Here is a 13,355-nt window from a genome sequence, read left to right as displayed (position 1 = left end):
ATTGTCGTATTATTGCACCACCAAACGACAATATTTTATGAAAAAATTACTTGCAATGGCGCTGCTGTTGCCATTGGCTGCTATTGCCCAAATCAAATTTGAGAACGGTTACATCATAGCAAATGACGGCAAACGAACCGATTGCCTCATCCGGAACCGGGGATGGAACAACAACCCTACGAAGTTTGAATACAAATTGTCTGCGGAAGCTTCGGTAATCGATGGCGACCTTCAGAACATCGCTGAGTTCGGGATCGAAGGCGATGTAAAATACACCCGTGCGACGGTCGACATGGAGCGTTCGTCTGTAAAAGTCGGGAAACAGCAACGCGATGCGAAGTATAAGTTGGTGTCCGAAACGCATTTCCTACGCAATCTCTACACCGGCCAGCACTCTCTTTATGTGTTGGAAGAGAGCGGATTGTTGAAGTTTTTTGACAGAAAGCCATCGGGCGAATTCAGTCAACTCATCTATATTGAGTATATCGACCAAAACAGGGTGTTGCGCAAATACAACCATTTTCACAGCCAGCTCTTGAATGAGTTTTCCTGCCCGGACGCCACGCTGTCATCATTCGGAAAACTGGAGTATAAAATATCCAGCCTTACTGATTACTACAGGAAAACCGGGGAATGCAAGGGAGAAAAAGCGGTCGTGCAAAAGCGCGCGAAAGGCGATTTTAACCTGCGCCCTTTCGTCGGCATCAAAAACATGAAACTCAATGCCGATCCAGGAGGCCAGGGAAATGCCGAAGTTTCATCGAAAAAATCATCAGTGGCTTACGGTCTTGAGTTCGAGTACATTTTGCCAACGAACAAGAACAAATGGGCCGTTTTGGTTGCGTTGGAGTACAACACGCTAAAAGACAAACTGGATTTGCCCGATGGGATTTCGACCATCGACAAACGCGCCGAGATCGAATATTCGGCCATACAGATTCCCGTTGGCGCAAGATACTATACCCATCTTTCAGATAACATGAAATTTTTTGCCACCGGATTGGTCGTCCTGAATTTCATGAACAAAGATTCTCAAGTGGTCTACAATGGCGGTGCCGACCGTTTCGACTATATTTATTTTGAAGGCAATTCCTATAACTTCGGGATTGGAGCCGGTTTGAGTTACAAAAAATTAAATGCTGAGATCAGATATTACGCTCCCCAACGCCTTTTTCAGACAGCCGACGGAAAATTCAATAAGCTATCACTTACGGTCAGCTACGCCATATTCTGATGAAAAAATACATCGCCTTGCTCAGAGGCATCAACGTCAGCGGACAGAAGCTCATCAAGATGGAGCGTTTGCGGGAGTCAGTCGCCACATTAGGCTTTGAGGATGTTTCCACTTACATACAAAGTGGAAACATCCTTTTTCGTTATCCGGAAACCGACGTCGCGACCCTTTCCCGGCTGATTTCAAAAGCGATCCTATCGGATTTTGGGTTTGACGTTTCGGTTATCTCTATCGAGGCGGGTGAACTTGAAACTGCGATTGCGGAAAACCCGTTTTCGGAAAGGACGCCTGAAAATTCCCCGCAACCTTATGTGGGTTTTTTATCAGAAATTCCGTCGGCGGAAGCCGTAGCCGCGCTCAAAGAATCCGATTTCGCAAACGACGAGTTTCGCGTCATCGGCAAGCGCATTTACATCTGGTATGGAGATTCGGCGGGAAAGACCAAGCTCAGCAATACCGTCATCGAACGCAAACTCAAAGTGGTTTCGACGGCGCGCAACTGGAGAACCGTCCACAAGTTGCTCGAACTTTCCTCATAACCATTCCACAAGCGAGCATCCGATTCCCACGGTCGTCTGGCGGTGGTTGTAATCGATGAGCGTTTCCCCGTAACCATGGGAAGCTTGCAGATGCCCGCGCAAATTTCCCTTTATCGGAAACGAATACGAGAATGTAAGGTTGCCCTTTACCGCCGTCCCGAAGCTCAAATTATGGCTGCCGATGAGCGAGAAGATATGGCCGTCGCTGGTGTAAATCACGTTGAGATCGGCACGGCCAAGCTGGTCGGCAATGTCCGGGTTGTCGTCTTCCTTGTCCGGAATCCTGATCCAGGGACGGGCGTAAACCGTCCAGTTCTTATATTCAAGCCCGGCGTGAAAGATGATGCGGTTCCAACTGCGCGAAAACGGAAGGCTTTTCCCATTCGATTGGTGGTTGAACGCCATCCCGACCATGCGCCCGTTGAATCCAAAAAGTTTGAATTTAACCGGGAAATTGAGGATCAGTTCCGGTTCATAGTTTATTTCCCTGAACGGCCGCGAGATCGAACCGTTGTAAACCTGCCAGTGCGCAGCCTGGGTGTAGGCAACCCATAGGTCTCCCTTTCCCCAAAAAACATCCTGCATTACCTTGGTTTTAAAACTGATCTGGAACTTCGTCTCTACGCGGTTGTAGCGGTCGCCTTCCTCTACGATGTATTCTTCGCTACCGTTGCCGGAACGCGGCCTTTCGTTTGGCTTGTTCGACCATCGGAACGGCAAGACGAAAATCGGTTTGTAAGGCGTTACCCGAAATGTGCCCCGAGTGGCGGTAGAATCGAGTTCCCAACGCTGGCTCAGCGTGCGCGGGCGATCTGAGCTTCTAATTAAGGCATCGATTTGCGAATAGGCGGAACATCCGAGAAACAAAAGGATGCAGAATACATTTTTCATGGCCGGAAGTTACGAAACGGCATAAAAAAAGCCGCTCGAAGCGGCTTATATGATTCCCATTTAATTTAAATGAAGATTTTCAGGATATAATAAAAGATTCCTGCGATAACGGCAGAAACCGGTATCGTCAAGATCCAGGCCCACAACAGGTTGATCGTAACGCCCCACCGCACGGCGGAGATACGCTTTGTGATTCCGACACCGATGATACTTCCCGTAATCGTATGTGTCGTCGAAACCGGAATCCCCATATGTTCGGTAAGATAGAGCGTTGCGGCTCCCGCAGTTTCGGCAGCCACACCTTCGAGTGGCGTCACTTTGGTAATTTTCGATCCCATTGTCTTTACGATCTTCCAACCTCCGGATAACGTTCCGAGCGCGATCACCACGAAACTCGCAAGCGGCACCCACCACCAAAAATCATCGTTTACGAAGAGCTTGAACCGCTGGGATGAATCGGCAGCGACAAAAGCCGCGTCTCCCATATCGAGCTTGTAGCAGATAACGGCCGCACCGATGATACCCATAACCTTTTGGGCGTCGTTTCCTCCATGTCCCAAACTGAACAAGGCGGAAGAAACGAGCTGCAATTTCTTAAACCATTTGTCTGCTTTGTGCGGATTGACCTTGCGGCAGACGTTGAGAATGATAATCGTAATGAAATACGCCATGAGCAAACCGATCAACGGCGCAAAGAAAATGAAAGCGAACGTCGGGAGTACTTTGGCATAATTGATAACGTCCACTTCCCTTCCGTTGACTACGTCAGAAAACGCTCCTGCGTGTGCCAGGGCCGCGCCCATGAATCCGCCGAGAAGCGTGTGGGACGAAGACGATGGAATGCCTAGTTTCCAGGTTGCAAGGTTCCAGATAATGGCCGCGACCAATCCGGCCAGGATGACTTCGAGCGTGATGAAATTCTCGTCCACCGATTTGGCAATCGTGTTTCCGATCTTGAATTCCCCAATCCAGAACTTGGAAATGAAATAAGCCGCGAAGTTGAACATCGCCGCCCAAAGTACGGCCTGGAACGGCGTGAGTACTTTTGTGGCCACGATCGTCGCAATTGAATTCGCCGCGTCGTGAAATCCGTTGATGTAGTCAAAAATCAGCGCCAGGACGATGATGACGATCAGTAAGGTAAGATCCATAAAATAGTGTTACCGATTACTTATGAGTGTTTTACCGCGATCTGTTCCATCACGTTGGCGACGCTTTTGCACTTGTCCGAAGCAGACTCAAGCGCAGAAAGCACTTCTTTGTACTTGATGATGTTTTTGGCGTCCGTCTCGTTTTCGAAAATATCGGCGACCGCCTTGTCGAAAACCGTATCGGCCTTGCTTTCGAGTTTGTTGATTTTCTTGCAGGCGTCGGTAATGGCTTTGTGGTTGTTCAAGTCTTTCAATTCCTTGATCCCGACTCCGATAAGCTGGCAGGCCTCGAGATTGATCTCGGTCAGTTTTCGGATCGATTTGGTAATTTTCTCCACTTGGTACAGACGCATGCGGCTCGCGGCTCCGTGCATATAATCGGCTACGTTGTCTATGGATTTGATCAAAGAGTGTATATCTTCGCGGTCGAAAGGCGTGATGAAATTCTTGCTCAGTTCGAGGTGCGTCCTGTGAGTGATGTCTTCGATGCGGGCTTCCAGCTCTTCAATCTTGCGGAAGTACTCTTCGCGCTGCTCCTTAGGAACGTTGATGGCCTCGTGCAACGCTTCCGCCAAAAGGATCAGGCTGAAAGACGCCTGTTCGAAAAGTGGGAAGAATTTTTTGTCCTTCGGAACTAAAAACTGGAAAATGCTGTTCAGATTCATCTAGCTGATTTTGATGGTGCAAAGGTAGACATCCAATGTTAAGCTAATATTAAGTTTAACCCGATCCAATTTACTACATTTTCCCGTAAATATTGCCATTTCAAACGTTTTCGTACTTTTGCGTGCGATGTCCCGATTACGGCCGCATCCGACATTATTTCACAACAAGAACCGCATCTCACCTATGGATTTGAACTTCAACAAGAACGAAGACCACAACAAGCTTTTACTTTCGGAACTCAAACAGAAATTCGCCAAGGTCAAACTCGGCGGAGGCGAAAAACGCATCGCCAAACTGCATTCCGAAGGCAAAATGACCGCGCGCGAACGCATCGATTATCTTCTCGACGAAAAAGCGCCGAGCATCGAAATCGCGGCTTTTGCGGGTGACGGGATGTATGCGGAACACGGCGGCTGTCCGTCGGGCGGTGTCGTGATCAAGATCGGATATGTAAAAGGCAAGCAATGCATGGTCGTGGCAAACGATGCGACGGTAAAAGCAGGTGCGTGGTTCCCGATAACGGGCAAGAAAAACCTGCGCGCCCAGGAAATCGCGATGGAAAACCGCTTGCCTATCATCTATCTCGTCGACAGCGCGGGCGTCTATCTCCCGATGCAGGACGAAATTTTTCCAGATAAGGAACACTTCGGGCGCATTTTTCGCAACAACGCCATCATGAGCAGCATGGGCATCACCCAGATCGCGGCCGTAATGGGAAGTTGTGTGGCGGGCGGCGCATACCTTCCGATCATGTCGGATGAAGCGCTCATCGTCGATAAAACGGGAAGTATTTTTCTTGCCGGAAGTTATCTCGTCAAAGCGGCAATCGGGGAAACCATAGACAACGAAACCCTTGGTGGCGCTACGACGCATTGCGAAATTTCGGGCGTGACCGATTACAAAGCCAAAGACGATAAAGACGCGCTCGACACGATCAAAAATATCATCTCGAAAATAGGCGATTACGAAAAAGCGGGCTTTAATCGCGAAAAACCCGCCAAACCGGCATTGGACGAAAAAGAGATTTACGGGATTCTGCCAAAAGCGCGAAACGAGCAATACGATATGATGGAAATCGTCAAGCGCCTTGTGGACAATTCCGAATTCGACGAATACAAAGCCGGTTACGGTCAAACGCTAATTACCGGTTATGCAAGGATTGACGGGTGGGCGGTAGGAATCGTCGCAAACCAGCGCAAAGTGGTCAAGTCTAAAAAAGGAGAAATGCAGTTTGGAGGCGTGATTTACTCCGATTCCGCCGACAAAGCCACGCGGTTCATCGCCAACTGCAACCAAAAGAAAATCCCATTGGTCTTCCTCCAGGACGTTACCGGATTCATGGTCGGATCAAAGTCCGAACACGGCGGCATCATTAAGGACGGGGCCAAAATGGTCAATGCGGTTTCGAATTCGGTCGTGCCGAAATTTACGGTCGTCGTCGGAAATTCCTACGGAGCCGGAAATTACGCCATGTGCGGAAAGGCTTACGACCCAAGGTTGATATTCGCCTGGCCAAGCGCCGAACTCGCCGTTATGGGCGGAACCCAAGCCGCAAAAGTCCTCGTGCAGATCGAGGCGTCATCGCTCAAAGCCAAAGGAGAAACCGTCGATGAAGCCAAAGAAACCGAGCTTTTCGACAAGATCAAGGCGAAATACGACGCCCAGGTGTCGCCGTATTACGCCGCATCACGTCTGTGGACCGATGCGATCATCGATCCGCTGGAAACAAGGACGTGGATTTCGATGGGAATCGAGGCGGCCAACCACGCCCCTATCGAAAAAAAGTTCAATTTGGGCGTGATCCAGGTTTGAGCACCAAAAAAGTTGCTACTTTGTGATACGTTTTCCAATATCGGTAGACCAATCACGAAAACCCTCTAAAATGAAAAAGGCAACTCTCCTGTTGTTGGTGGTGACATCGGCGGCATCGGCCCAGATCTTCTCGGAACACAGCTTCACCCGCAAGGATTCGCTCCACGGCGGATTGCGTCCGGAGCGCACCAGTTACGACGTCCAACGTTACGACCTCAATATCAAGATCGATCCCGAAGCGAAGACCATCGTCGGCTTTAATGATATCGGATTCAAAGTCGTGGCGCCAACGTCGAGAATCCAGGTCGACCTGTTCGACAACATGAAAATCGACAGCATCGTCTTTGACAGCAAAAAACTCCAGTACAAACGAGAGTTCAACGCTGTGTTCCTCGATTTTCCTTCGACGCTCAAAAAGGGCTCAAGCCAATCGATCCGATTTTACTACTCCGGGACGCCAATCGCGGCACCACGCGCGCCATGGCAAGGCGGCTTCGACTGGAAAAAGGACAGGAACGGCAAGCATTTCGTAGGAGTTGCCGTGCAGGGAACGGGCGCCAGCCTTTGGTATCCGGTAAAGGACTCGCAGACGGATGAGCCGGACAAAGGCGCATCTATAAAAGTAGCCGTCCCGAATGGATTGATGAACGTGTCCAACGGTCGCTTCAAAGGCTCCGAAGACCTTGGAAACGGTTATACGCGCTGGGATTGGGAAGTAAAAAGTCCTATCAACACTTACGACATCACGGTCAACATAGCCGATTACGCCCATATCCACGATACTTACAAAGGCTTGGATCTGGACTATTATGTGTTGAAATACAACGAGCAAAAGGCCAGGGAGCATTTCCAGGAAGTCAAGCCGATGATGGACTGCTTCCAATCGAAGTTCGGGAAATACCCTTTTTCCGAAGACGGTTACAAACTCGTCGAAACGCCTTATCTCGGGATGGAGCACCAAAGTGCCGTAGCTTACGGGAACTGGTACCTCAAAGGATATCGCGGGAACGATTTGTCCGGAACGGGAATCGGGATGAGCTTCGATTACATCATCATCCACGAAACCGGTCACGAATGGTTCGGCAACAGCATTACGTCCCAGGACATTGCCGATATGTGGATACACGAAGGTTTCACGATGTATTCCGAAGCCGTGTACGTGGAATGCACGCTCGGATACGAAAAAGCGGTGCAATACATGAACGGCATCCGCAAAAACATCCACAATTACGATCCGGTGATCGGAAAGTTGGGCGTGAACAACGAGGGTTCGGGCGATATGTATCCGAAGGGCGCCTGGGTGCTGCATACGCTGCGACATGTGGTCGACAACGACGCGAAATGGTGGAAAATGCTGCTGAAATATTCCGAACACTTCAAACACAAGATCATTACCACTCAAGACGTCGACGATTACTTCAGCAAGGAAATGGGAATGGATCTCACGCCGGTTTTCGATCAATACTTAAGATCGGTCAAAATTCCGGTGCTATCATTTGAAGAGAAAGATGGAAAAGTATCCTACCGATATGACAACATTGAGCCGGGATTCGACATGCCGGTCGATATCCTGGTAAACGGCAAAAAGAAGCGTATTACGCCATCAGCGAAAAGCCTGGAACTGGAAGCAGCGACAAAACTTTCGGATGTGAAAGCCATTCCGGAACACTTCCTTATCGACGTTAAGGGAATCTGACAATAAAGATACCCGAATGATTAAAATTCGATAAACATTGAACCGGTAAATCCGTAAAAATTAAAGAAGCTCCTTAATCGGGGCTTTTTTTATCGGACGAGCAATTCCCGGCGCATGATCTTTCCGCTGCCCGTCTCGGGAAATTCAGGGACAAAGCGAGTCTCTTTCGGACGTTCGTATTTCCCGAGAGACGAGAACATATCTTCAGGGAACTGTCTTTGGTCTCCTTCGACGAAAAGCACGAGTTTTTCTCCCAATGTCTCATCGGGGATTCCCGCAACGAAAAAGCGGCTGTCGATGCGGTCGGCCAGTTTGGCTTCAATTTGCTCCGGAATAAGTTTTATCCCGCCACTGTTGACGATGTTGTCACGCCTTCCAAGGAAAACGAACTGGTTTTCGTTGACGAGTTCCACAAGGTCGTTGGTGACGATGACGTCCCGGGAAATTCTCGGAGCGTGGATGACCAGGCAATTGTGGTCGTCGTACGAAATCGTGACGTTGGGCAAAACCGTGAATGCGCTTTCCCCTACCCGTTTGGCCGCGATATGGGTAATGGTCTCGGTCATACCGTAAGTTTCGTAAATTTTCGACGGAATCTTTTCGAGTTTTTTTTCGAGTATCGGATTGATTTTCGCACCTCCGATGATGATTTTTTTCAGACGCTCCAAGCCTTCTAGCGAATTTTCGGCCTGAAGCGGAACCAACGCCGCGAAATCATAGCGATTGTCGTTGTATTTTAGCGGATTCGCGCTCGGGACCTCAAAATCCAAGTCCAGGCCAAGGATAAAGCCGCGTACGAACATCATCTTGCCGGCTATGAACTTCGTCGGCAGACAATGCAGCGCGCGGTCGCCGGGTTGCAAATCGAAAAAATAGCCAGTAGCCAATGCCGAATTTACCATTGCCTGCTTGCTCACCCGTATCGTTTTTGGCACGCCCGTAGTCCCGGAGGTATTGATTTCGATGTCCGGTTTGTCGTCGAACCAGTCCAAAAGAAAGAGCCCGCAGTGTTTCTCGTAATCGTCTCCTTCCTTTATGAAACTGTAGGCGATGCGGCACAGATCGTCCCGATCGAGATGGAATCCGTTCAGGCGGAAGCGGTGGTGGACGCTATTGTAAGTTGGAATCGTTTTCATAATTTCCAGTGGTTTGGATTAAACGGGTTGCGACTTTTCCGAAAAGTTTTCCTTTCCAGTCGTGCCACTTGTATCGTTTGGCAAAAATGAAAAGTAGCAGCGGATACGTGACCAGCATTGAGACAATCATTTCGTTAAGGGTTTCCTGTGGAGGCGCTTCTTCCGTAAGGCGAAACAAGGCGTCGCTCTGAATGGCCGAGAAATCAGACGATATCAGCAACACGGCCATGAGGTTGTTCGCCAAATGATAGCCAAGGCTCAACTCGATGCCTTCGTCCATAAGCGTCATGATGCCGAGCAGGAATCCCGTACCGATGTAAAACGCCATGATGCCGTAGCCGAGCTCATTCACTTCCGGGTTGGCGCCGTGGAAAATCCCGAAACACACAGAGGTGGTCAAAAGCGGCGCGAAACGGCTCAGGGTCGCAATGCCGATTTGTTGCATCAGGAAACCGCGGAACAGGTATTCCTCGAAGGCGATCTGTATCGGAAACAAAATAATGGCAAGCACGAACAAGACAGCGAATTTTTCGGGCTGGAAATTCCAGGCCACGTTGCTGTCGTCGATGGCATAGCCGATGAAAAACGTTGACACGATCAATGTGGTCACGCACAAAAAGGCGAATAGTACCCGTCGGAAGTCAATTCGCGGGCGCGAGGTCGTCAGGCTCGTCACGCTTCTCTCGTGGAGGTAAACCACCAGGAACAACAACAATCCCAACAGCAGGACGAACGGCAGCAGGTTGACGACCATCCCAAGCAGTTTCGGTGTCTTTTTCAGCGCTTCGTACATTGCGTCTGTCCGTTCCCGCGGCACGAAGAAAAACACGGCAACGTTGACCAGGAAAATCCCCGTTGTCAGAAATGTCGTAATCAACACTTTCCAAGGCGTGTTGTCACCTTTGTATGCTTGTTCGATGAACATATGGCGCGTTTGTTTGAGGACTTCTAATTTAGTTTAATTTTGCATCGGATTTTAGAAAAGCAGCTTAAATGATTCAGATACTTCACAACAACCGATGCGGAAAGTCGCGCGAATGCCTGGCGTTTTTAGACGCTTCAGGGTGCGAATATGAAATCGTCGACTATTTAAAGAGGCCGCTCAAATTCCGGGAACTGAAAGCCTTGCTCAAAAAACTGAAACTCAGGCCCATCGAGATCGTCAGGACGAACGAAGCCGATTGGCAGCCGTTCCGGAAACTCGAATTATCGCATGACGATATTGTGAGGATACTTGTCAAAAATCCTGTCCTGATCCAGCGCCCTATCGTCATCAACGGCAACAAAGCGGTTGTCGCCCGCCCTGCCGAAGCCGCCTCGGAAGTGTTCTGACCACATCCAGTTTAACAAAACCTTGTGATTCGTTGGGTAAACCAAAGGCTACTTTTGCATTCCAACACCGCAAATTAAACCCACTTTTTGTATGAAATTATTCCAATGGCTTTTGGTGGCCGTCCTTTCTTTAGGTTTCGCGACCGCCAATGCCCAAAAGGTCAAGGTATCGGGGAAAATTACCGAGAAGACCACCAAGCAACCTCTTGAATACGCTACCGTCACTTTTCTCAAGCCTGGAGATACCAAACCTGTAGCAGGCGGCATCACCGACAGCAAAGGTGAATACTCGATAGAAGTCGCCCAAGGTGTGTATGACATCCGATTCGAATTTATTTCATTCAAATCATACGAACTCAAGAACCAAAGCATTACCAAAGAAACCAGGCTCCAGAATGTGGAATTGTCTGAAGACTCGCAATTGCTAAACGAGGTAGTCGTTCGCGCCGAGCGCACCACGGTGGAGATAAAACTTGACAAAAAAGTCTACAACGTCGGCCAGGATCTACTCGTAAAAGGCGGAACTGTCAGCGACGTCCTCGACAATATCCCATCGGTTTCCGTAGACCAGGACGGTACGATCAGCCTTCGCGGAAATGAGAACGTCCGCATCCTGATCGACGGGAAGCCTTCGAACGCCATCAGCATCACCGACGCATTGCGACTGATTCCGGCCGACGCCATCGAAAAGGTCGAAGTCGTAACCAACCCGTCGGCCCGATACGATTCTGAAGGCGGTGGCGGTTTGCTCAACATCATCCTTAAGAAGGGCAAGAATCAAGGTGTCAACGGCACGTTTATCGGAACCGTCGGCGATCCTGAAAACTATGGGTTGTCGGGCAACTTAAACTTTAAGTCAGACAAGATCAATGTCTTTACCACAACGGGTTACAATTACCGCACAAGTCCTGGAAATTCCCTTACGGACACCCGTTATCTCAACGCAGACAACTCGACGAGGAGTTATACTAACGAAAGACGCGAGAACGAGCGCCTCAACAAAGGTTACAACACCACTACCGGTTTCGATTGGTATATCGACAAGTCATTGACGTGGACCAACCAGATCAACTTGCGCATCTTCAACAACAACAATCCGGAAACCGTAAAGTTCTACAATTATGACGCAGACCGGAATTTTACCGGAATGACGACCCGATTCAGCGATGAAGAAGGAAAGGATGAGAACTTCGAGTATTCGACGAACATCACCAAAAATTTCAAGAAAGAAGGCCATAAACTCACGCTTAACGGACAATTTTCGATCAATCAGGACAACGATATCGCCAACATCAATTTCGGGGACGAGCGTACGACGAATATACAGGACCAGAACCGCAACGTCTTTATGGCCGATTATGTGCTTCCGATTGGGAAAGACAGCCAATTCGAAGCAGGTTACAAAGGCGAATTCAACCGTGTGCTGACTGATTACAGCGTCGGCCAACTCGATACGGATACGGGCCTTTACGTCCTCGATTACGACTTCACGAACAAGTTGGATTACAAAGAAAAAATCAACGCGCTCTATATGCAGTATGGTTCCAAATACGGGAAATTCTCGTATTTGGCGGGATTGCGTTGGGAAGATTCCAATATCGACATCAACCAATTGTATACGCAGGATTACAACAACAAACATTACAACAACTTCTTTCCGAGCCTTTTCCTGACGTATGAACTGGGAGACGAAAGCAACGTGTCACTCAGCTATAGCCGACGTATTTCGCGCCCGCGCGGTCGCCTGCTCAACCCGTTTTCGAATTACTCGAGCAACATCAACTTGTTCCAGGGAAATCCTGATCTCGACCCTGCGTTCAGCAACTCTTTCGATTTGGGTTATTTGAAGCGTTGGAGAAAGCTTACGTTCAGTACTTCGTTGTTCGTCAACGTCACCACCGACTCGTTCCAGTTTGTCCGACGTGATTCTGGGGAAACAGTCGACAACGGAGACGGCACCTCGACGCCGGTCATCCTGACGACGCCAATCAACCTCGGCAAGGAATATCGCGCCGGATTTGAATTCACGCTCAACTATTCACCGTTCAAGTGGTGGAAGCTCAACAGCAACTTCAACGTCTTCCGCAACGAAACCCAAGGTGACTACAGTTATGTGCTTTCGAACGGCGACGCCTTTACCGAGGATTTCGACAACGTGGCGTATTCGTGGTCGACGAGGCTTACTTCGAAAGTCAATCTTCCGTACAAGATCGACTGGCAGACGAACTTCAACTACAACGGTCCACAAACCAATGCCCAAGGGAAAAGCCGCGGCGTACCGAGCATGAACCTCGGCTTCAGCAAAGACATCCTGAAAGAAAAAGGGACCGTTGCGCTAAACGTACAGGACGTTTTCAATTCACGCAAACGCATCAACGAGACCTACCTTCCGGGAAGGCTCGATTCCTATAGCGAAATGCAATGGCGTGTGAGACAAATTACCTTGTCACTCACCTATCGCTTCAACAAAGCCAAAAACGAGCGGGAACGCGATCGCCAGCCGCGTGATGGCGAAGGCGGAGGCTCGGAAGAGTTCCCGGGTTAAGAATCATCTTTTACTTAATGAAAAACGCCAGGCAATTTGTCTGGCGTTTTTTTTTATTTGGTTTGGGATTATTGGACGTGTGGCATGTATTATTAAGAAAATATACAGTTTTTCTGTATTTGGGTTATTGATGATGGCGGTAAATTTACGGGTGGGTGGTGGCGGCTTTTTTGCGAACCCAAAAATCCACAAATAAAAAAAGGAAGCCAAAAGACCTCCTTTCCCAAAATCGGTTTCTAGACTACCGATTTACTGATCACCTAGTTTCTTAGCGGCTCTCTTCTCTTTCCAAAGTTCCCAGCTGGCTCCCGCAACCCAGTAAAATACAAAGTTGACAAGGAAAAGCATCAGCC

General features: G+C 49.0%; 11 protein-coding genes. 6 read left to right on the top strand and 5 right to left on the bottom strand.

Annotated elements, in window-relative coordinates:
* Nucleotides 1-37: 37 nt before the first annotated feature.
* Nucleotides 38-1,234 carry an outer membrane beta-barrel protein gene (locus HC229_RS00190; RefSeq protein WP_191018425.1) on the top strand — a complete coding sequence of 399 codons (1,197 nt, stop codon included), beginning with the start codon at nt 38-40 and terminating at the stop codon, nt 1,232-1,234.
* Nucleotides 1,234-1,773 (top strand): DUF1697 domain-containing protein, encoded by a 540-nt coding sequence (locus tag HC229_RS00185; RefSeq protein ID WP_223845476.1) that lies wholly within the window; start codon nt 1,234-1,236, stop codon nt 1,771-1,773. Before HC229_RS00190 ends, HC229_RS00185 begins: the two co-directional genes overlap by 1 nt.
* Here the strand turns inward: HC229_RS00185 and HC229_RS00180 are convergent.
* The 3 genes from HC229_RS00180 to HC229_RS00170 form a co-directional block, all read right to left on the bottom strand.
* Nucleotides 1,768-2,664 carry a phospholipase A gene (locus HC229_RS00180; protein ID WP_191018424.1) on the bottom strand — a complete coding sequence of 299 codons (897 nt, stop codon included), beginning with the start codon at nt 2,662-2,664 and terminating at the stop codon, nt 1,768-1,770. The two genes, HC229_RS00185 and HC229_RS00180, sit on opposite strands and share 6 nt — an antisense overlap.
* Before the next feature lie 65 nt (nt 2,665-2,729).
* A complete protein-coding gene (locus HC229_RS00175) occupies nt 2,730-3,815 on the bottom strand; it encodes an inorganic phosphate transporter (protein ID WP_191018423.1) in 1,086 nt (361 codons plus the stop codon).
* A 20-nt stretch (nt 3,816-3,835) separates the two neighbouring features.
* Complete coding sequence (locus tag HC229_RS00170) at nt 3,836-4,480, bottom strand: DUF47 domain-containing protein (protein ID WP_191018422.1); 645 nt, start codon at nt 4,478-4,480, stop codon at nt 3,836-3,838.
* A gap of 184 nt (nt 4,481-4,664) precedes the next feature.
* Here HC229_RS00170 and HC229_RS00165 point away from each other — a divergent pair, with 184 nt between their 5' ends.
* A complete protein-coding gene (locus HC229_RS00165) occupies nt 4,665-6,293 on the top strand; it encodes an acyl-CoA carboxylase subunit beta (protein ID WP_191019059.1) in 1,629 nt (542 codons plus the stop codon).
* 70 nt (nt 6,294-6,363) lie between these two features.
* The gene (locus HC229_RS00160) at nt 6,364-7,989 is read left to right on the top strand and encodes a M1 family metallopeptidase (RefSeq protein ID WP_191018421.1); all 1,626 of its coding nucleotides are present in this window, start codon (nt 6,364-6,366) and stop codon (nt 7,987-7,989) included.
* 89 nt (nt 7,990-8,078) lie between these two features.
* Here the strand turns inward: HC229_RS00160 and HC229_RS00155 are convergent, their stop codons facing one another.
* The gene (locus HC229_RS00155; RefSeq protein ID WP_191018420.1) at nt 8,079-9,125 is read right to left on the bottom strand and encodes an AMP-binding protein; all 1,047 of its coding nucleotides are present in this window, start codon (nt 9,123-9,125) and stop codon (nt 8,079-8,081) included.
* Nucleotides 9,100-10,050, bottom strand: a complete 951-nt coding sequence (locus tag HC229_RS00150) for a CPBP family intramembrane glutamic endopeptidase (protein ID WP_191018419.1) — start codon at nt 10,048-10,050, stop codon at nt 9,100-9,102. Before HC229_RS00150 ends, HC229_RS00155 begins: the two co-directional genes overlap by 26 nt.
* A gap of 68 nt (nt 10,051-10,118) precedes the next feature.
* Between HC229_RS00150 and HC229_RS00145 the strand changes: the two genes are divergently transcribed.
* Both HC229_RS00145 and HC229_RS00140 read left to right on the top strand, forming a co-directional pair.
* Nucleotides 10,119-10,457: an ArsC/Spx/MgsR family protein gene (locus HC229_RS00145; protein WP_191018418.1), complete on the top strand. Its 339-nt coding sequence runs from the start codon at nt 10,119-10,121 to the stop codon at nt 10,455-10,457.
* Nucleotides 10,458-10,548: 91 nt separating this feature from the next.
* Nucleotides 10,549-13,002, top strand: a complete 2,454-nt coding sequence (locus HC229_RS00140) for a TonB-dependent receptor domain-containing protein (RefSeq protein WP_191018417.1) — start codon at nt 10,549-10,551, stop codon at nt 13,000-13,002.
* Nucleotides 13,003-13,355 lie beyond the last annotated feature (353 nt).

It is taken from the genome of Flavobacterium selenitireducens, from assembly GCF_014748335.1.
Classification (GTDB): domain Bacteria; phylum Bacteroidota; class Bacteroidia; order Flavobacteriales; family Flavobacteriaceae; genus Flavobacterium; species Flavobacterium selenitireducens.
The sequence above is the reverse complement of the archived record's forward strand: the minus strand, read 5'-3'. Positions and strand labels throughout refer to the sequence as shown.

What these genes read in the sequence shown, in the direction of transcription:
- HC229_RS00170 (WP_191018422.1), bottom strand. Translation starts at nt 4,480, where the DNA reads ATGAATCTGAACAGCATTTTCCAGTTTTTAGTTCCGAAGGACAAAAAA.
- HC229_RS00140 (WP_191018417.1), top strand. Translation starts at nt 10,549, where the DNA reads ATGAAATTATTCCAATGGCTTTTGGTGGCCGTCCTTTCTTTAGGTTTC.
- HC229_RS00145 (WP_191018418.1), top strand. Translation starts at nt 10,119, where the DNA reads ATGATTCAGATACTTCACAACAACCGATGCGGAAAGTCGCGCGAATGC.
- HC229_RS00185 (WP_223845476.1), top strand. Translation starts at nt 1,234, where the DNA reads ATGAAAAAATACATCGCCTTGCTCAGAGGCATCAACGTCAGCGGACAG.
- HC229_RS00175 (WP_191018423.1), bottom strand. Translation starts at nt 3,815, where the DNA reads ATGGATCTTACCTTACTGATCGTCATCATCGTCCTGGCGCTGATTTTT.
- HC229_RS00180 (WP_191018424.1), bottom strand. Translation starts at nt 2,664, where the DNA reads ATGAAAAATGTATTCTGCATCCTTTTGTTTCTCGGATGTTCCGCCTAT.
- HC229_RS00155 (WP_191018420.1), bottom strand. Translation starts at nt 9,125, where the DNA reads ATGAAAACGATTCCAACTTACAATAGCGTCCACCACCGCTTCCGCCTG.
- HC229_RS00150 (WP_191018419.1), bottom strand. Translation starts at nt 10,050, where the DNA reads ATGTTCATCGAACAAGCATACAAAGGTGACAACACGCCTTGGAAAGTG.
- HC229_RS00190 (WP_191018425.1), top strand. Translation starts at nt 38, where the DNA reads ATGAAAAAATTACTTGCAATGGCGCTGCTGTTGCCATTGGCTGCTATT.
- HC229_RS00160 (WP_191018421.1), top strand. Translation starts at nt 6,364, where the DNA reads ATGAAAAAGGCAACTCTCCTGTTGTTGGTGGTGACATCGGCGGCATCG.
- HC229_RS00165 (WP_191019059.1), top strand. Translation starts at nt 4,665, where the DNA reads ATGGATTTGAACTTCAACAAGAACGAAGACCACAACAAGCTTTTACTT.